Raw genomic sequence first — 18,089 nt, forward strand, 5'->3', positions numbered from 1 at the left:
CTCCCATCCACGCACCACCCGTTTCCAGCGCCCCGACAAGCGCGGGTCCCCCGCGGGGGTGAACCCCGCCGCGACGGTGCTCAGCCACCGGTGGGCCGCTCTCCGAGCGGCCCGGCAGGCGCCGACGGCGGGCAAGCCCCACGGGAGACCCGCACGTGTCGGCATGGTGGAAACAGGTGGTGCGTGGGCGGGTGAATCCCGGCTACGCCGAGACGCGGGACTCCGCGACCCCCCGGGGCGCCGGAATCTCCGCCGAGCCCGCCGCAGGCACCCCGCACTCCATGACCCGGGGCAACCGCAACGCCATCCCCGCCCCCAGCAACAACAACCCCGCACTGACGAGCAACGTCACATGCAGCCCGTGCACGAAGGAGTCCCGAGCCGCATGACGCAGGGCCGCACCCCGCACCCCGCCAAGCCGCGCGGCGACGTCGTACGCCTCTCCCAACGAGTGCCCCGCCGCAGCGGAGTCCCCCGGCGAGACCCCCGGTACGGACGACAGTCCGGGCGCGTACGCCGCGTTCATCACACTCCCCAGAAGCGCGATCCCGATCCCCCCCCCCAGCTGGTACGAGGTCTCGCCGATCGCCGCCGCCCCACCCGCCTGCGCCGGCGGCGCCTCGCTCAGCATCGACTCGTACGCCCCGAAGAGCGTCGTCTCCAGCCCGAACCCGAGCAGCACGAACCCGAACAGCAGCAGCCCGGTGTTGTCGTCGCCGCCCATCGCGGTGAGCGTGACGACGGCCACCGCCGTGAGACAGAACCCGAAACAGACCATCGCGCGCGGCCCGAACCGTCGCAGCAGCCGCGCCCCCGCGAGCCCCGCGGCCATCGCCGCGAAGGTGAGCGGCAGCAGCCGCAGCCCGGTCTGCAGGGGCGAGAGACCGAGGACCAGTTGCAGGTACTGCGCGGCGATCAGCTCAAGGCCGACCAGCGCGAGCATGGCGAGGACGATGCAGCCCACGGACGTACTGAACGCGGGCCGCGAGAACATCCGCAGGTCCACCAGCGGATGCGTACGCCGCCGCTGGCGCCGTACGAAGGCGAACATCAGCGCGCCGCCCACGACCAGCGGCGCCAGCGTGAACGGACCGAACGGCGCTTCACCGCCGCCGAGCCGCTTGACCCCGAGCACGAGCCCGAAAAGCCCGGCGGCTGCCATCAGGGCCCCCACCACGTCCCAGGGACCGTCGCGATCGCCGTAGGACTCGGGCAGCAGCAGCCGTCCGATCGGCAGGCTGATCAGCATCAGCGGGATGTTGACGAGGAAGACCGATCCCCACCAGAAGTGTTCGAGGAGGAACCCGCCGAGCAGCGGCCCGACCGCCGCGCCCACCGCGGCGACCGCGCTCCAGATGCCGATCGCGAGCGCCCGCTCCCGCCGGTCGGGAAAGACCTGGCGCAGGATCGACAGGGTCGCGGGCATGATCATCGCGCCGCCGACGCCGAGCAGGGCGCGCGCGCCGATGAGGAGCTGGGCGTTGTCGGCGAGCGCGGCGATCCCGGAGGCGATGCCGAAGAGTCCGTATCCGAGGAGGAGCACACGTCTGCGGCCCACCCGGTCACCCAGCGTGCCGAAGAGGATCAGCAGCGCTGCGCAGACGAGCGGGTAGACGTCGACGATCCAGAGCAGTTCTATCGCGCCGGGCTTGAGGTCCTCGGTGACGGCGGGCACCGCGACGTGCAGCACGGTGGCGTCGAGGGCCACGAGGAGCAGGCTGGCGCACAGCACCACGAGGACGACCCAGCGGTTGGCACCGGCTCCGGCCTCCCGACGGCGACGCGCGGCGGCCGTGGTCGTCCCGGACATGTACGTACCTCCCAGATGTTCCCTCGCGTTCGGCGATCCGCTGGGTGGGGACTCCCTGCGGCTGCGGTCCTGGAGGAGCGGGGTCCCGGACGCACGCATCAAAGGCGAGTGAGCGGCCAGCGTACGCGAGTTCCTGTCACATACACGTGGCAGACCTCTCACGTTCTCCTTGCCGAGCATGTGGCGTACGCCACGCCCCCTCCGGGGCACCACGCCCCGGACGGCCGCCCGGTTCCGCTCGCCGTCGATAATCGAGCCCGTGACCGATCTTGAGACGCCCCTCGCGACGCCGCCCGGCGCGAGCGCGCCACGCCGGGCCGCGCCCGCCCTCCTCGGGTACGCCGCGGTGCGGGCCCTGGGCGTCCTCACGCTCGCCCTGTGGAGCGCGGCGAACGGCAAGAGCGCCCACAAACTGCTGACGGCGCGCTGGGACTCGCTCTGGTACACCCGCGTCGCCGATCTCGGCTACGGCTACGAGGTGCGGCTGCCCAACGGCGACGTCCACTCGAACCTCGCGTTCTTCCCGCTGCTGCCCTGGCTGGAGCGGCTCGTCTCGGCGCTCACCCCTCTGTCGTACGCGGATGCCGGGCTGCTGGTCAGCACGCTGGCCTCGCTCGCCGCGGCCTGGGGGATCTTCGCCGTCGCGGACCACGTGTACGGCCCCCGCGTGGGCGTCTGCGCGACGCTGGTCTGGGCGGTGCTGCCCGTCGGCATCGTGCAGTCGATGGCGTACAGCGAGTCCCTGTTCACGGCGCTCGCCGCCTGGTCGCTCTACGCGGTGCTGACCGGCCGCTGGGTGACGGCGGGCCTGCTCGCCGCGTTCGCCGGGCTGACCCGCCCGGTGGGGGCCGCGGTGGTCGCGGCCCTGTGGGTGGCGGCCATCGCCTCGTTCGTGCGGGATCGAAGCGCGCGCCCCGCGCACGGCGCAACCGTGCTCCGACGCGCCCTCGGCATGCTTCTCGCGCCGCTCGGCGCCGCCGGGTATGTGCTCTGGGTCGGCCGTCGCACGGGCAAGGGGCCGCTCGGCTATCTCGACGTCCAGGCGGGCTGGCGCAACGGATTCGACGGCGGGTACGCGTTCGCCCGCTTCGTGGGCGACAAGTTCACGTCATTTCCGTCGGCTCTGGCCGGCGTCGGACTGATCGTCGGAGTCGCACTGGTCGTCTGGCTGTACGTGACGTGCATACGACAGGGCCAGCCGCCGGCTCTGCTGGTGTACGCGGGGATCGTCATCGCGCTCGCCCTGTGCGCGTCGAGTTACTTCGGCTCGAAACCGCGCCTCCTGCTGCCCGCTTTCCCCCTCTTGCTCCCCCTCGCGCTGGCCCTGGCCCGACTGCGTACGTCCAGGTCAGCGCTGATTCTCGGTGGTGTGGCGACGGCCTCCGCGCTCTACGGGGCGTTCTGGCTGAACGGCTCCGGTCCGCCATGATCCACCCGTTGACGCTCGGTGAGCGGCCGGAGAATTCCACCCCAGGATTCGGTGAACGAATTCAAAAGTGGCATAAAACAGAAGCCCGAGCCGATCAATGGAATTGAAGGATCGGGGCGCCGATGATTAGAGAATCATTGGAATTAAACACCGCCCTGAGAGGAATCCCACATCACATCGTCATCACAAAGCGAGTGATTCGGCCTGGAACGCAGCTCACTCGCTGTAACGTCGATTGAGTGCGTACCGAACGAAACCTCACCCGTCTGGACCGGGTCTTCGCCCGGTTGGACCGTGAGCCGGAACGGCCGGCGAACATCGATGTGCCGAAGATGAGCAGGCACAGGGTTGTGCTCTTCGGAGCCACCCTGGCCTTCTACGTGGCCATCGTGTGGGCCGTTGCGATCACATCGTGGCTGGTCCGGTTCGACTGGCAGGTCATGTTCTTCCGGCCCTATCAGCAGTGGCCGGAGATCCACGCGTTCCTCGACTACTACGTGGTGCTGGGCCAGCGCGGCCCCACCGCCGTGATGGTCGCCGCGTGGCTCGGCTGGCGCTCCTGGCGGCAGCACACCTTGCGCCCGCTGCTCACGCTGGGCGCCTCGCTGCTGCTGCTCAACATCACGGTCGGCGCCGCGAAGCTCGGCATGGGCCGTCTCGGCCCGCACTACGCCATCACGATCGGCTCGAACGAGATGGGGCTCGGCGGCGATATATTCCCTTCGGGCCACACCGCGAACGCCGTCGTGACCTGGGGAATCCTGGCCTATCTGGCCTCCACCCCGCGGGCGAGGCGCTGGCTGTCGGCGCTGTCCGCCGTGACCTCGCTCGGCGTCGGTCTCACCACCGTCTACCTCGGTACGCACTGGCTGAGCGATGTGCTGCTGGGCTGGGCCGCCGGTCTGCTGATCCTGCTGGCGCTGCCGTGGTGCGAGCCGCTGATCGCCCGCGCCGAGACCGGACTGTTCACCCTGCGCGACGCCTGGCGCGGCCGTGCGCTGCCCGTCCCGGCCGAGGCTCCGGTCGGCACCCCGGTCGGTGCACCCGTGCTGGTCAAGCAGTCGGTCCCGGTGGACGACGAGGTTCCGGCGCGTGCGGCGGTGGCCACCGGCCGCCCGCCCCGGGCGCCGGTCTACCTGGCACCGGGACCGCACACGACCCGCTCGGAGCGCACCCCGGTCACCCCGGTCGGCAGCCGCCGTCCACCGCACTCGGACCGCGCGGCGCGCACCGCCGCGACGACATCCGCCCGGCCGCTGACAGGCGGATGAGGCGCAACGGACCGATCATGGAGAACAGCGGGGCCGGTACGCACAACCTCCCCGCACGGCGAAGGCCCCCGGCTCGTGAGCCGGGGGCCTTCGCGCATTCCGTGGATTCGGCCCTCCGGCCTCCGTGGATTCGGCCTCCGTGGCCTCAGCCCTTCCAGCAGCGGGTCACCCGGCCGTCGGTGACCTCGAAGTTCAGCCGGCCCGCGCGGTACTCCATGGTGATGATCGCGCCGGGTGGCAGCGAGCGCACCGTGGACCAGCCGTGCTCCCGGGCGCGGTGCTCGGCGTTCCTCGCCTCCAGGCCGACATAGGCCTGCGGACTGTCCTGGGGCTCTGCGGGCGGGGTGGGAATGGGTGCCATGACCGCCACGTTAGGCGGCCGGCCTCGGCGGGGGAAGTCCGGGCCGGAGACCATGCGTCACCGGTGCCCCTCCGGTCACGCTTCTGTCACAGGATCACGACACGCGTTTCGGCCGAACTCCGTCACACGTACGAGGGGTTCCGTACGTGTCCCGCACGCCTTCGAACGTAATTCGGGACTACCTTGACGCCGTCCCGAATAACCCAATGGAAAGTGCGGAGTCCCCCGTCGAGATCGCGTGGGGCGAAGCATTTCCATTCCGATTCCGGGGCATGTCGCGGAAGCTGACACCGCATAGGAAATGCACGGTTCCAGCACAGAACCCCCGCACACCCTCTGTCGGAGCGCGGAGCGACGCGAGCACCACGGCGTGAGCTTCAGTCAGGCCCACGGCGCGACGGCGAAGGGGCGAGCAATGGGCACGGACACCGCGCAGGCGACGGCGCGACCCGTACACAGGAGGCAGCGGCCGGGACGGCTCGCCGTGGACTGGCTCACCACGACGGATCACAAGAAGATCGGCCACCTCTACCTGATCACGTCCTTCGCCTTCTTCCTCATCGGCGGTCTGATGGCGCTGGTGATGCGCGCCGAACTCGCCCGGCCCGGTCTGCAGATCGTGGACAACAACCAGTTCAACCAGTTGTTCACCCTGCACGGCACGATCATGCTGCTGCTGTTCGCCACCCCGACCTTCGCCGGGTTCGCCAACGAGATCATGCCGCTGCAGATCGGCTCCCCGGACGTCGCCTTCCCCCGCCTGAACATGCTGTCGTACTGGTTCTTCCTCTTCGGCGGCCTGATCGTCCTCGGCTCGCTGATGGTGCCCGACGGGCCCGCCTCCTTCGGCTGGTTCGCCTATGCCCCGCTCAACAGCCTGGAGCGCTCGCCGAACATCGGCGCCGACATGTGGATCATGGGCCTGGCGCTGACGGGCTTCGGCACGATCCTCGGCGCGGTGAACTTCATCACGACCATCGTCGGGATGCGGGCCCCCGGCATGACGATGTTCCGGCTGCCGATCTTCACCTGGAACATCCTCTTCACCTCGATCCTCGTCCTCTTCGCGTTCCCGGTGCTCGCGGCGGCGCTGCTGGTCCTGGAGGCGGACCGGCGCTTCGGGTCGGTGGTGTTCGAGGCGGCCAACGGCGGCGCGCTGCTGTGGCAGCACCTGTTCTGGTTCTTCGGGCATCCCGAGGTCTACATCATCGCGTTGCCGTTCTTCGGGATCATCACGGAGATCCTGCCGGTCTTCAGCAGGAAGCCGGTCTTCGGCTATCTGACACTGGTCGCCGCGACGATGGCCATCACCGGTCTGTCGATCGTGGTGTGGGCGCACCACATGTTCGCGACGGGCGCGGTGCTGCTGCCGTACTTCTCCTTCATGTCGTTCATGATCGCGGTGCCCACGGGGGTGAAGTTCTTCAACTGGAGCGGGACGATGATCAAGGGCTCGCTCTCCTTCGAGACGCCCATGCTGTGGGCCATCGGCTTCCTGGTGTCGTTCCTGTTCGGCGGTCTGACCGGAGTGATCCTGGCCTCGCCGCCGATGGACTTCGAGGTCACCGACTCGTATTTCGTGGTCGCGCACTTCCACTACGTCGTCTTCGGCACCGTCGTCTTCGCGACCTTCGGCGGCTTCTACTTCTGGTGGCCCAAGTTCACCGGCAAGATGCTCGACGAACGGCTCGGCAAGATCCATTTCTGGACGCTCTTCGTCGGCTTCCACACGACGTTCCTGGTGCAGCACTGGCTGGGTGCCGAGGGCATGCCGCGCCGGTACGCGGACTATCTGGCCGCCGACGGCTTCACGGCGCTCAACACCGTCTCGACGATCGGCGCGTTTCTGCTGGGCATGTCGACGCTGCCGTTCCTCTACAACGTCTGGAAGACGTCCAAGTACGGCACGAAGGTCGAGGTGGACGATCCCTGGGGCTTCGGCCGCTCCCTGGAGTGGGCGACCTCGTGCCCGCCGCCCCGGCACAACTTCGTCACGCTGCCCCGGATCCGCTCCGAGAGCCCGGCGTTCGACCTGCATCATCCCCAGTACGGGTCGATCGCTCAGGAGGCCGCTCCAGCGCCCGGGACAGCCGGTTCCGGGCCGTCCTGATCGCCTCGGTGAGTTCGGCCGGCTCCAGGACCTCGAACTCGAAGCCCATCAGCATCACGTGAATCACCATCACGTCGAGGCTCGCGGCGCCGGTGCGCAGGACGCAGCTGTCCTCCCCGGAGGCTTCCAGCGTTCCCGCCGAGGGGGAGATCCGCTCGGCCGCCTCTTCCAGGGGCACGAAGAGCCGGACGACCGCCTGCGAGGCGTACGCGCGCGTGGAGACCCCTTTGGAGACGTACGCCGCCAGATCCTCGGCCGGTGGCGTACGGGGGGTGAAGCGGGGTCCGTGCGGAGGCCTGGGGGTGATGCGGTCGGCCCGGAACGTGCGCCAGTCGTCGCGGTCGACGTCCCAGGCGACCAGGTACCAGCGGTGCTCGGTGCACACCAGGCGGTGCGGTTCGACGGTCCGGCGGGTCGGGGAGCCGCCGTGGTCGCGGTACTCGAAGCGCAGCCGTTCACCGTCGCGGCAGGCGTTGGCGAGTTCCGTGAGCACGCCCGGGTCCACGGCGGACGGCTGGGGGCCGCGCAGCATCGGCACGGTGAAGGCGTTGAGGGCGCTCACGCGGCGGCGCAGTCGGCTCGGCAGTACCTGTTCGAGCTTGGCGAGGGCGCGCACCGAGGTCTCGCCGATGCCCTCGATGCCCTGCCCGGCGGCCGTGCGCAGCCCGACCGCGACGGCCACCGCCTCGTCGTCGTCCAGCAGCAGCGGCGGCAGCTCGGCTCCCGCGCCGAGTTGGTAGCCGCCTCCCGTGCCCGGGCTGGCGTTGACGGGATAGCCCAGCTCGCGCAGCCGGTCCACATCGCGGCGGATCGTGCGGGGCGTCACGCCCAGACGGCCCGCCAGATCGGCCCCGGACCATTCGCGGTGGGCCTGGAGGAGTGAGAGCAACCGCAGCAGTCGTGCCGATGTCTCCAACATGGCGTCGAGTCTGCCAGCCCTTGCGGACAACCACTGTCCGCAAGGTGCTCCCGGGCGCCGGGCGCGGTCACCGGGCCGCGGTGACCGTCACGGACAGGTCGTTGTCCCGCGTGTAGTAGGGCCCGGCCTCCACCGGGCCGTACAGGGTCTTCACCGGCACCCTCGGGTGGATGAGGACGGGGCGCTTGTCGGCGATGTCGTCGAGCAGCCGCGCGACCCGTACCCGGGGCCCGCCCTCCCCCGCCGGGCGCAGCCAGAGGTCCCAGACGCCGGGCCGCAGGGCGCCGTATACCACCGTGAAGCCGAACTCCGCCTGCTCCACGGCCACTTCCGCGCGGATCGGCGGACCCGCCGTGTCCCGGTGGCAGACCTCGGCATGCGCGTCCGGCGCGAGGGGGATGCCGTACACCCGGCCTCGTACGCCCAGTCCCCGCTCTCCCCGGTACAGCTCGACGGCCTCCGCGTGCGGGGCCCGCAGCCAGCTGCGCACGGAGAGGTTGCCGTGCCGGGTCGCGTACGGGATGCGCACGGCGACATGGCCGAGGGAGCCGCTGGGGACCCGGGCGACGAGCGAGCGCAGGTCGTTGGCGCCCGGGGTCAGTCGTCGCGGCTCGCCTCCCGCGACCTGGGCGTAGGCGTCCCGGCGGCCCTCGGGCAGGGCGACGCCGCTGGGCAGCGCGGCGCGCAGCCGGCCGTCCCCGGTGGGGGTCAGCGGCAGGCTGACCTCCTCGTGGCCCTCGCGGCGGCGCAGCACCAGGAGCGCGGCACCCGGCTCGCCGGTCTCGGTGACGTCGAAGGTCAGTCCGCCCGCGGAGTCGGCGATGCAGTCGGCGCACGGGGGCACGGCGGTGCCCGGGTCGGCGCGGTGCCGAGCGGTCCGCGGGACCGGCGTCATCATGCGGGCGCCCTTTCGTACGGGGCGGCACCACCGGGTCCTCCGTCGGATCCGCCTCCTGTCGGGACAGACCCCAGGCCCGGGTGAATGGTTGCTTCTCATGCGCACATCAGGGCGCGCAGGACCGCCGAGGCGCGTCAGGGCTCGTACGACAGTTGCGGCACGTCGAAGCAGTCGCTGTTCATGTCGCCCTGGGAGACCCAGCCCCTGCTGTCCTCCCAGCGGGCCACCGAGACGCAGGTCCGGCGGGTCTTCGGGGGTGTGGGCAGGCGCTCGGAGGAGACGGGGATCAGCAGGCCGTCGGCGGTGTACGGGACGCCGCGGTTCATGAAGCGGTCGACACACGCGCGTGTGACGCCCGTTTTCGCGCAGGACTTCGCGGCGTCCGTGAACCACATCGCGGCCGCCCAGCCCTCCAGCTGCCACTGGGAGTGAGTCGGCAGGCCCTTGGTGGCGTCCCGGAACGCGCGGACGGCGGCGTCGGAGGTGTCCTCGTAGTTCCGGCTGGATCCGGTCACCCACAGGGCGTTGCGGCAGCGCGGGGCGTCCTTGTAGTCCTCGGGGACGGTGGAGGTCCAGTTCTGCACGTTGGTGACCTTGGCGATGACCTTGGCGCCGACGTCGTCCATCGCCTTGCACAGCTGGGCGTTTCCGTGCGTGTCGAGGGCGTCGAAGACGAGGTCGGCGCCCTGGTCCTTCAGATCGGCCGCGGCGGCGCGGAAGTTGGGCAGCGCGAAGTCGACCTGTTCGGTGACCACCTGGTAGCCCTCGGCCTTCAGACCCCGGGTGACGAGCCGGGCGTACGCGGCCGACGCGGACTGGTTGTAGGAGATCACGGCGGCCGTACGGGCGCCCTGGACGCGCTTGAAGTAGCGGTAGACCTCGGTACCGCCGTACAGCTTCCCGCCCCAGCCCGGTGTTCCCCCGCGGGGCGCGAGGCTGCCGTAGATCCCGTAGAGGTGCGGATAGGTGTCGTAGGCCGCGCCGATGGGCTGTCCGCCGATGTCGGGCACCCCCGCGGCGGACACCCGGGAGGCGCCCGCGTAGTCGAGGGCGGTGGTGGCGACGAGGGCGACGACCTTGTCCTCGTCGATGAGCCGGTGCACGCACTCGTTGTCGCCCACGCCGCTGCCGCCGTCGTCGCAGGTGCGCACCTCGACCGGGCGGCCGCCGATGCCCCCGCGCGCGTTGAGGCGGTCGAAGTAGGCCTTGGCCCCGTCGCGCGGGCCGGTGAAGGCGGAGCCGCCGACGGGGCTGGTGGCGCTGGTGACGATGCCGACCCGGAGCGGGGCGGTGCCCTGCGGGGCGGGCGTGGTCCGGTGCTCGAAGTCGCTCTCGGGCAGACGGCTGCCGCAGGCCGCCGTGCCCAGGACGAGCGCCGTGCCCAGCAGGAGCGGCAGGCCCGCGGCGAGGACTCCTTCGGGAACACCCCTGGGGCGCACGGCGGGTCAGCAGCCGGCCGGGGTCGCGGATCCGTCGCCGCTCAGCGCGACCAGTGCGCAGAGGGTGTTGTCGGGCACCTTCCAGGTGCCGTTCTCGTAGACGGCCGTCCCGGAGGCGTTCGGCAGGGCGGTCGCGCCCTTCAGGGTCAGCGCGTACGTCACCTCGGCCTCGGCCGGCGCGGTGAACACGACCTTCTGGACCTGGGCCGCGACCTGCTGACCACGCTTGTCGCCGCTGAAGCCCTGGACGACCGCGGTCATCCTGTCGCCGTTCTCCAGGTAGTTCAGTTTGTCCTTGACGGGGACGGACGGGGAGAAGAACGTCTCCCAGTTCCGCCTGACCTGGTTCTCGGCCGCCGCCGGATCGTCCGGGCCGGTCGGGCTGGGCGGCGCGCTGCTGGGCCGCTCCACGGTGGGGGTGGGCGGAGGGGTCGAACTCCCGCCGCCGCTGCTGTCGCCGCACGCCGTGAGGGCCCCGGCGAGGACGAGCACGACCAGCGCCGCCACCCCCCGGCCGTTGTCCCGCCTGAGGTCGCTCCCGAGAACCATGCTGGCTCACCACCGGGTGTCGGTCCGGGCCGACCGCGCCCGGAGCTTTCAGGGTCAGCTTCCAGAAGGCATAGTGCAAGTCCATTGGCGGACTTGGAAGACAGACAGCCACACGACGTCTGGGAGCCAGGATGCGGACACCTCGACTGCGGACCGTGCACCCCGTCCTGTGGGCCGGGTGCGCCGCGCTCGCCGCCGGGGCGGTGCTGTGCGTCATCGGCTGGTACGGCGTCTCGGGCGAGCGGTACGCGGAACGGCAGTTGCCCTACCTGGCGTCCTGCACGATTCCCGGGGCCGCGCTGATCGTCGCGGGCGCGGTGCTGCTCACGCACGGCAGGAACGCCCTGGCGGCGGCGCGCGTCGAGGAGTTGTACGGGCTGCTGGTGGCGACGGAGCCCGCCGACGCGCAGCGGTCCGAACAGGCCGCCGTGGCGCCCCTCGCCGTCAGCGGGGAACTGCTGATGGTCCCCGGGGGCACGCTGTGGCACCGCGCGGACTGCCCGCTGGTCGCGGGGAAGCCGGCCGCCGTGCCGGTGGACTCGCGGGTGCTGGCGAGCGGGGAGCTGGGCCCGTGCCCGATCTGTGAGCCGCCCGCGGCCGAGCGGTCGCCCGCGCCGGAGCGGTGATGAGCGGCTCCCTGACCTACGACCTCACGCTGGCCGGGCTCTCGGTCGGCGGCGCGGCGGCGCTCACCGGGATCGGGCTGGTCGTCACCCACCGGGCGACCGGGGTGCTGAACTTCGCGCACGGCGCGATCGCGATGGTGTGCGCGTATCTGCTGCGGCAGTTCACGGTGGTGTGGGGCTGGCCGCTCGCGCTCGGTGCCGCGGTGACGCTGCTGCTGGTGGCCCCCGCGATCGGCGTGGCCCTGGAACGGTTCGTCTTCCGCCCCCTGTCCGTCCTCGGCGGCGACCCGGCGCAGACGCTGGTCGCGTCTCTCGGCGTCTTCGTGCTGCTGGTCGGCGGGGCCGCGCTGGTGTGGGGCACCGGGGCACGCGCGGACGCGCCGACGCTGGTGTCGGCGGACCCGTGGGGACAGTTGGCGGTCGCCCTCGCGCTGGCGGTCGGGGTGGGGGGCGTGACGCGCTGGACGCGTTTCGGCACGGAACTGCGGGCTGTCGTCGACGACCGCTCGCTCGCCGTGCTCGGCGGCATCGACGCGGACCGGGTGGCCGCCGCGGGCTGGGCGTTCGGCTCCTTCACGGCGGGCCTGACGGGCGTGCTCCTGGCGCCGTACGTACGACTCGATCCGTACGGCATGCCGTTGCTCGTCATGGAAGTGATGGCGGTGGCCGTCGCCGCCCGGATGCGCAGCCTCCCGGTGGCCGTCGTGGTGGCGCTGGGTCTCGGGGTCGCGCAGAGTCAGCTGACGCGGCTGCATCCGGCGGGCTGGGCGGAGCCGCTGCTCCAGGCGGTGGGCGCGAACCTGTTCGTGGTGGCCCTGTTGGTCGCGGCGCTCGTCCTGCCGGGGATCGGCGACCGGGACGCCCTGCCGCGTACGGCGACGACCCGGGCGGCGACGCCCCCGGGCGCGTGGATCGTCGCGGTCGTCCTGTTCCTGCTGCCGCTCGGCCTCGCGGGCTCGGACCTGCACACGTCGGTGCAGGTGCCCGCGCTGGGTGTGGTGCTCCTGTCCCTGGTCGTGGTGACCGGCCGAGGCGGTCAGATCTCCCTCGGGCAAGCGGCGTACGCGGGTCTGGGCGCGCTCTTCACCGCGCTGCTGGCCGCCGGCCGCTTCCCCGGACTGCCCCGTCTGCCCGAACTGGCCGCGCTGGCGGTGGCGGTGGTGCTGGTCGCCCCGCTCGGGGTCCTGACCGGCTGGCCGGCGATCAGCCGCCACGGCCTGGCGCTGGCCCTGGCGACGTTCGCCGTGGGGGTGGGCGTCAGCCGTTTCGTCTTCGCTCAGCCCTACGCGACTTCGGGGCTGTCCCTGGACCGCCCGGCGGGCTTCGACGGCGACCGCGCGTACTACGTGCTCGAACTGGGGCTGCTGGCAGCCGCGTTGCTGGCGACGGGGGCGCTGCGCCGGGGCCGTACGGGCCGCGCCCTGGCCGCGATGCGCGACCACGCGTCGGGCGCCTCGGCGGTGGGCGTACGGGTCCCCTCGCTGAAGCTGACGGCCTTCGTGGCGGGCGCCGCCCTGGCCGCGCTGGGTGGGGGGATGCTCGGCATGGGTCTGCGCGCCTTCGACGCGACGGCGTACGACCCGGTGCGCGGGTTGCTCTGGTTCGCGGCGGTCGTGGTCCTCGGCGCCGACAGCGCCCTCGGCGCGCTGGCCGCGGCGGCGTTGCTGGTGGGGCTCGACGCGGGGGCGCGCGGCGGGGTCGCCGCGGCGCTGATCGGGGTGCTCGCGGTACTCGTCGGCCGGTTCCCCGGTGGCCCGTACGAGGCCCTGCGCACGGCGACGTCCCGGCTCCGGCCACGCCGCCGGGCGACGCCGACCCCGCTGGGGGCGCGGGTGCGGCGACGACTGCGGTCGGTGGAGACGGGGCCCACCGACCAACCGCCCGTCGGCGAACGGCCCGTCGGCGAACGGCCGGACGGCACCGGACCGGAACCCGCCATACCCCGGCGGGGCACGACATCCCGCCGGCCGGACACCCCGCACACTCCTGCCGTGCCGGCCCCCGCATCGCTGCTCGCCCGAGGTATACGGGTCGCCTACGACGGTTTCACCGCGCTCGACGGAGTCGATCTCGAGGTCCGGCCCGGGTGGGTCACCGCTGTCGTGGGGCCCAACGGGGCCGGCAAGAGCACCCTGTTCCACTGCCTCGCCGGTACGCTGCGCCCGTCGCACGGCCGGGTGCTGTTCGGCGAGCAGGACATCACCCGTCTCGCCGCGCACGCCCGGACCCGGCTCGGCATCGCGCGGACCTTCCAGCAGCTGGCGGTCTTCCCCTCGTTGACGGTGGCCGAGAACGTGCAAGTGGGGGCGGAGCAGGGCCGGATCGCCGATCCCGCCGCGGCGGAACGTGCGTTGCGGCTGTTCGGGCTGGACGGCCCGGTCCGCGTGCTGCCCGCCGAGGGCCTGCCGACCGGGACGCTCAGACGCGTGGAGCTGGCGCGGGCCCTCGCGGGAAGTCCGCACGTGCTGCTGCTCGACGAGCCCGCCGCGGGCCTGGACACCGCCGAAGTGACCGCGCTGGCCCGGGTGCTGCGCGCACTCGCCGCGGACGGCACGGCCCTGCTGGTCGTCGAGCACGACCTCGATCTGGTCGCCGACCTCGCCGACGTCGTCCATGTCATGACCGCCGGACGCGTCGTCACCTCCGGCCCCGCCCGCCACGTACTGGAGCGGGGGCGCGGATGAACATCTCGCTGCGCCACGCGCGCGTGCGCTACGGCCCCCTGGAGGCCCTGCACGGCGTGACCCTGGTCGCGCCCGGCCCCGGCCTCACCGTGCTGCTCGGCCGCAACGGCTCGGGCCGTACGACCGCCCTGCGCGCCCTCGCGGGAACCGTGCCGCTGTCCGACGGCACGGTCGTCTGGGACGGGGTGGACGTGACCCGGCTGGCCGCCTTCGAACGGGCCCGGCGCGGGTTGTGCCTGGTCCCGGAGCGCCGGGCCGTCTTCGGCTCGCTCACGGTCCGCGAGCACCTGATGCTGGCCGCGCCCGATTTCGCTCCCGCCCTCGACGCGTACCCGCAGTTGGAGCCTCTCCTCCCGCGCCGCGCCGGCACCCTCTCCGGGGGCGAGCAGCGCATGCTCGCCCTCTCCCGCGCCCTGCTGGCACGCGCGCGCGTGGTGCTCGTCGACGAGCCCGCGCAGGGCATGTCACCGGCGGTCGCGGCCCGCACGTACGAACTCCTCGGCGGCCTCGACGCGTGCGTGGTGGTCGCCGAGCAGCGGCTGCCGCCCGGTCTGCGCGAACGGGCGGGCCGGACGACCTACGTCCATGAACTGAGCCGGGGCTCGGTCGCGTTCAGCGGAGAGGCGGCCGAAGTGCGCCGCCGGGAGACCTAGAACGTCCGACCGGGGTTCATCACACGTGTGCGGCCCCGGAGTTTGTACCTCTTGGCACAGACGGGCCAGGCGCCCCACCCCTGGACGCGCACCACCCGCTTGGCGACCTTGATCTGCTCCTTCCGCCGGGCCAGGTCCGCACGCGGGGCGTACGCCCGGCCGCCGAACGCCACCCAGGTGGCCTGCCTGAACTGCAGTCCTCCGTAGTGGTGGTTTCCGGTGTTCGCGTGCCAGTGCCCGCCGCTCTCGCACTTGGCGAGGCAGCCCCAGGGCCATTGGTCCCGAGCACAGTTGTACGACGCCCGCCCCGCCGGCTGGCCGGAGAACGGGGACAACGGGGACAACGGGGACGGGGACGCGACGGCCGCCCTCGCGGGAACGAGGACGGCCAGGGTGGCAGCGACGACGGTCGCGGCCACGTACCGCTTGCGCTTGTTCAACAGGGGCGACGGCGTCGGATAGAGGTGCATCGGGTCACGCTAAGCAGCACACCGGGCGCGTCCGCCCCGCCGCGCCCGGGGCCCCACCCGGTCGGAGGACCGGGGCGGGGCGGCGGGGTGGAACCGGGGCTCAGAGGTCGAGCCGCTGGCCGGGCATGATCAGGTCGGGGTCACCGCCGATGACCGCCCGGTTGGCGGCGTAGATCTTCCGCCAGGTCGTTCCGTGCCGCTCCGCGATGCCGCTCAGGGTGTCGCCGCCTCGGACGGTGTAGTCGCCGCGGGACGCCGCGCGGTTCGTGTGGCCGGATGCGCGCGCCGGGGCCTCGGACGCCTGCGCGGGGGCCGACTTGGTCGTCGACTCGGTGGGAGCCGACTTGGAGGCCGACTTCGACGTCGACTTGGGGGCCGACTTCGTGGTGGCCGACCCTCCGGACGACCCGGCGCCCGAGGACGCGGGTGCGTTGCCGTACGCTCCGGCCCGCGCCGAACAGGTGGGCCAGGCGCCCCATCCCTGTGCGTTCTGGACCTTGGTGGCAACGGCTATCTGGGCGGCCTTGGAGGCCTTGTCGGCGGTCGACGCGTAGGCCGAACCGCCGTAGGCCCGCCAGGTGCCGGCGGAGAACTGCAGTCCTCCGTAGTAGCCGTTGCCGGTGTTGATGTGCCAGTTTCCGCCGCTCTCGCACTTGGCGATGCGGTCCCACACTCCGCTGTCGGCCGCGGCGGCGTTGCCGGTCGCGGCGAGCAGTCCGAGCGGGGCGAGCAGAGCCGCCCCGGCCAGAACCGCCGTCGTACGCGTCGTACGAACCTTACGAGTGTTATCGGCACATGCGGACATGTAGTTCCCTCTCGAAACACCCGGGATCCCCCAAGGCGGGGCGCGACTTCCTGCGCGTAGGACGCGGTCGTCGTGCTCCGCCCCGTCCGCCGGAGGTGGTGCTGCGAACCAGTCGTACGGTTCGGCCGGCGGACGTACCCGAGCGGTGCTCTGTGCACACGGCCGAGAAATCTATGGAGGTGGTCGCCCCGATATCAACCAACTCCATGTCATTCGAGGCCAGTTCACAGTTACCGCAGGTATCAGCGATTTTCGGCCACCCACTTCATAGGCTGATTTCAGGATTTGTCGACCGGCCACTCAAGTGACCTGTGACCCACTTCACGGAACCAACTTCCTTGAATGGACACGAAGTTGGCTCGGAGTAACAGATTCCGCACAAGGGATCACCCTGCGCGTCGGATGGTTCGATTCCGTTCGCTCCCGGGCGTGACTCCGGCCACAGATCGCCCGTTGTCATCTTCATGAGCCGGGACCCCCGGATTCATGGGCCGGGAGCCACCCGGCATCGCCACGTACCGCATCCCGAGGAGCCACCCGTGCCGCGCATGCTCGACGTCAGCGACGACGTACGCGCCGAGATCGGCGACGAAGAAGCCGACCGGCTGCTCGCCGGAGAGAACGCCCCGGGCAGTTACGACTGCACGTCCTGCCGCACCCCGGGCGACTCGGAACAGGAGCGCACCAGCACCGTCCTGTTCATCGGCGACGAGACCGCCGTCCTCGCCTTCGCCCACGCCACCTGTCTGCCCTCACAGGTCGTCCAGGTCACCGAGGAGCAACTCCAGGGCGCCGTCCGCTCGATCAACCCCGAGGGCGTGCCCGCCCAGGCCGCGCCCGAGCAGGCCGTGCTCGGCGTGACCAGCGGACTCATCCTGATCAGCGGCGAGTTGCACCCCGCGCTCGTCGTCGAGCCGACGGGGCCCATCGTGCGGCCCGGCTCGACGGACATCGGTGACGACTTCCTGCCGCTCCTCATCGAACAGGGGTTCATGCCGGTGACCGAGCTGAGCTCGGTGCCGCCGGTGCTGCACGGGTGGTCCGTGCTGCTCGCCATGGGGCAGCTGCACGCCGTGCTCCAGCCGGGCACCGGGGGCGGGTCGCCCGTCGCCTGGTGGCAGGCGCACCAGGCGCTCCAGGTCGCCGAGAGCTGGCGGGCCGCCGCCAACAAGCACCAGCAGGTGCTGCTGTTCGCGGCGCCGGTCGGGTCGATCGGGCGGCAGCCGCGGGAGGATCTGCTGCGGGACGCGCTGGACAAGGCGGCGGCGAACGGGAAGTTGGTGGCTGCCGCGATGCCGCTCGCCGGAACGTGAGCGTTCCACTGGGTTGAGCCGGGTGCGGGGGTGCGTTGTCGGCCGCGGGTCGTGTGTGGCTGAGCGCGCGGTTCCCCGCGCCCCTGGAAGAGGGGGCTGCGCGTGCGTTGTCGGCTGCGGGCCGTATGCGGCTGAGCGCGCAGTTCCCCGCGCCCCTGGAGGGCTTGCGCCCCTGACGGGGTGGCTCAAGCAAAGGTGTGACCGCATCTGTTGGGCTGTGGGGTCGTTGGCACATACGTGCACACCTACGACGCCCCCCGCCGCCAGCCCTTCCAGCAGATCCCGGCCGCGCGATCGGCTCAGGATCCTCCGCGCGGCCCATCGGCCACGCCGATCTATGACGCGCTCTACGCCGAGTGGGTCAGATCCTTCAGGGCCCTGCCCGGCGACCGTCACGGCGAGGACGAGCTCGGCTTCACGGCCTTCGGGATCCTGACGCAGGGTTCCAGCGCGTACGGCGGATCCTCGTACCCCTCGTCGTACAGCTCCTACAGCGCGGGGGCGTACTCCGCGCGCAACGGCGGCTCCCAGCACGGTCACGGCGCGTCGACGACCGGCGTCTGGCAGCCGGTGGCGCGCCAGCACGGTACGGGACTGCACCACATCCCGGCCGCGCTGCCGCCCGCGCCCCGCAGGGGGCTGTGAGCAGAAACGGTTGAACAGGTGAGGGGCGGGGGCCCGGGGGGCCCCCCCGCCCCAGTCGCTACGTGACATGGTCTTTGGGCCGGCCGTGTAGCGCACCCCGAACGAGG

Annotated in this window: 16 protein-coding genes; 8 read left to right on the forward strand and 8 right to left on the reverse strand. The window is 71.9% G+C overall.

Annotation, left to right across the window (positions count from 1 at the left end; all coding sequences use genetic code 11):
- Positions 1-202: 202 nt before the first annotated feature.
- On the reverse strand, positions 203-1,810 hold the full coding sequence (locus tag ACFVWD_RS48640; protein WP_389604849.1) for an MFS transporter: 1,608 nt from the start codon (positions 1,808-1,810) through the stop codon (positions 203-205).
- Positions 1,811-2,069: 259 nt separating this feature from the next.
- Between ACFVWD_RS48640 and ACFVWD_RS48645 the strand changes: the two genes are divergently transcribed.
- Both ACFVWD_RS48645 and ACFVWD_RS48650 read left to right on the forward strand, forming a co-directional pair.
- A complete protein-coding gene (locus ACFVWD_RS48645; RefSeq protein WP_389604850.1) occupies positions 2,070-3,239 on the forward strand; it encodes a glycosyltransferase family 39 protein in 1,170 nt (389 codons plus the stop codon).
- A gap of 239 nt (positions 3,240-3,478) precedes the next feature.
- A complete protein-coding gene (locus ACFVWD_RS48650; protein ID WP_389604852.1) occupies positions 3,479-4,510 on the forward strand; it encodes a phosphatase PAP2 family protein in 1,032 nt (343 codons plus the stop codon).
- 145 nt (positions 4,511-4,655) lie between these two features.
- Here the strand turns inward: ACFVWD_RS48650 and ACFVWD_RS48655 are convergent, their stop codons facing one another.
- Positions 4,656-4,871, reverse strand: a complete 216-nt coding sequence (locus ACFVWD_RS48655; protein ID WP_099940606.1) for an I78 family peptidase inhibitor — start codon at positions 4,869-4,871, stop codon at positions 4,656-4,658.
- A 415-nt stretch (positions 4,872-5,286) separates the two neighbouring features.
- On the opposite strand from ACFVWD_RS48655, the gene ctaD reads away from it, so the two are divergent.
- On the forward strand, positions 5,287-6,981 hold the full coding sequence (ctaD, locus tag ACFVWD_RS48660; protein WP_389604854.1) for a cytochrome c oxidase subunit I: 1,695 nt from the start codon (positions 5,287-5,289) through the stop codon (positions 6,979-6,981).
- On the opposite strand, the gene ACFVWD_RS48665 is transcribed toward ctaD, so the two are convergent.
- From ACFVWD_RS48665 to ACFVWD_RS48680, 4 genes are all read right to left on the reverse strand, one after another.
- A complete protein-coding gene (locus ACFVWD_RS48665) occupies positions 6,863-7,900 on the reverse strand; it encodes a helix-turn-helix transcriptional regulator (RefSeq protein ID WP_389604855.1) in 1,038 nt (345 codons plus the stop codon). The genes ctaD and ACFVWD_RS48665 overlap by 119 nt on opposite strands.
- Before the next feature lie 67 nt (positions 7,901-7,967).
- Entirely contained in the window at positions 7,968-8,795 is an 828-nt protein-coding gene (locus ACFVWD_RS48670) for a hypothetical protein (RefSeq protein ID WP_389604869.1), read from the reverse strand.
- 137 nt (positions 8,796-8,932) lie between these two features.
- Complete coding sequence (locus ACFVWD_RS48675; RefSeq protein ID WP_389604870.1) at positions 8,933-10,195, reverse strand: ABC transporter substrate-binding protein; 1,263 nt, start codon at positions 10,193-10,195, stop codon at positions 8,933-8,935.
- Positions 10,196-10,243: 48 nt separating this feature from the next.
- The gene (locus ACFVWD_RS48680; protein ID WP_389604856.1) at positions 10,244-10,786 is read right to left on the reverse strand and encodes a hypothetical protein; all 543 of its coding nucleotides are present in this window, start codon (positions 10,784-10,786) and stop codon (positions 10,244-10,246) included.
- 131 nt (positions 10,787-10,917) lie between these two features.
- Between ACFVWD_RS48680 and ACFVWD_RS48685 the strand changes: the two genes are divergently transcribed.
- Genes ACFVWD_RS48685 through ACFVWD_RS48695 form a run of 3 tightly spaced genes read left to right on the forward strand, consistent with a single transcriptional unit; the run spans position 10,918 to position 14,749 of the window.
- Positions 10,918-11,412 (forward strand): hypothetical protein, encoded by a 495-nt coding sequence (locus tag ACFVWD_RS48685; protein ID WP_389604857.1) that lies wholly within the window; start codon positions 10,918-10,920, stop codon positions 11,410-11,412.
- Positions 11,412-14,096 (forward strand): ATP-binding cassette domain-containing protein, encoded by a 2,685-nt coding sequence (locus tag ACFVWD_RS48690; protein WP_389604859.1) that lies wholly within the window; start codon positions 11,412-11,414, stop codon positions 14,094-14,096. Before ACFVWD_RS48685 ends, ACFVWD_RS48690 begins: the two co-directional genes overlap by 1 nt.
- Positions 14,093-14,749, forward strand: a complete 657-nt coding sequence (locus ACFVWD_RS48695) for an ABC transporter ATP-binding protein (RefSeq protein ID WP_389604860.1) — start codon at positions 14,093-14,095, stop codon at positions 14,747-14,749. Before ACFVWD_RS48690 ends, ACFVWD_RS48695 begins: the two co-directional genes overlap by 4 nt.
- Here ACFVWD_RS48695 and ACFVWD_RS48700 read toward each other — a convergent pair.
- Positions 14,746-15,219 carry a transglycosylase family protein gene (locus tag ACFVWD_RS48700; RefSeq protein WP_389604862.1) on the reverse strand — a complete coding sequence of 158 codons (474 nt, stop codon included), beginning with the start codon at positions 15,217-15,219 and terminating at the stop codon, positions 14,746-14,748. The genes ACFVWD_RS48695 and ACFVWD_RS48700 overlap by 4 nt on opposite strands.
- A 100-nt stretch (positions 15,220-15,319) precedes the next feature.
- On the reverse strand, positions 15,320-16,024 hold the full coding sequence (locus tag ACFVWD_RS48705; protein WP_389604864.1) for a transglycosylase family protein: 705 nt from the start codon (positions 16,022-16,024) through the stop codon (positions 15,320-15,322).
- 539 nt (positions 16,025-16,563) lie between these two features.
- Between ACFVWD_RS48705 and ACFVWD_RS48710 the strand changes: the two genes are divergently transcribed.
- Both ACFVWD_RS48710 and ACFVWD_RS48715 read left to right on the forward strand, forming a co-directional pair.
- The gene (locus tag ACFVWD_RS48710) at positions 16,564-17,337 is read left to right on the forward strand and encodes a hypothetical protein (protein ID WP_389604865.1); all 774 of its coding nucleotides are present in this window, start codon (positions 16,564-16,566) and stop codon (positions 17,335-17,337) included.
- A gap of 237 nt (positions 17,338-17,574) precedes the next feature.
- Positions 17,575-17,982, forward strand: coding sequence for a hypothetical protein (locus tag ACFVWD_RS48715; RefSeq protein WP_389604867.1), 408 nt, complete (start codon positions 17,575-17,577; stop codon positions 17,980-17,982).
- Positions 17,983-18,089: the final 107 nt, after the last annotated feature.

It is taken from the genome of Streptomyces sp. NPDC058086 (genome assembly GCF_042885015.1).
In the GTDB taxonomy this organism is placed as follows: Bacteria; Actinomycetota; Actinomycetes; order Streptomycetales; family Streptomycetaceae; genus Streptomyces.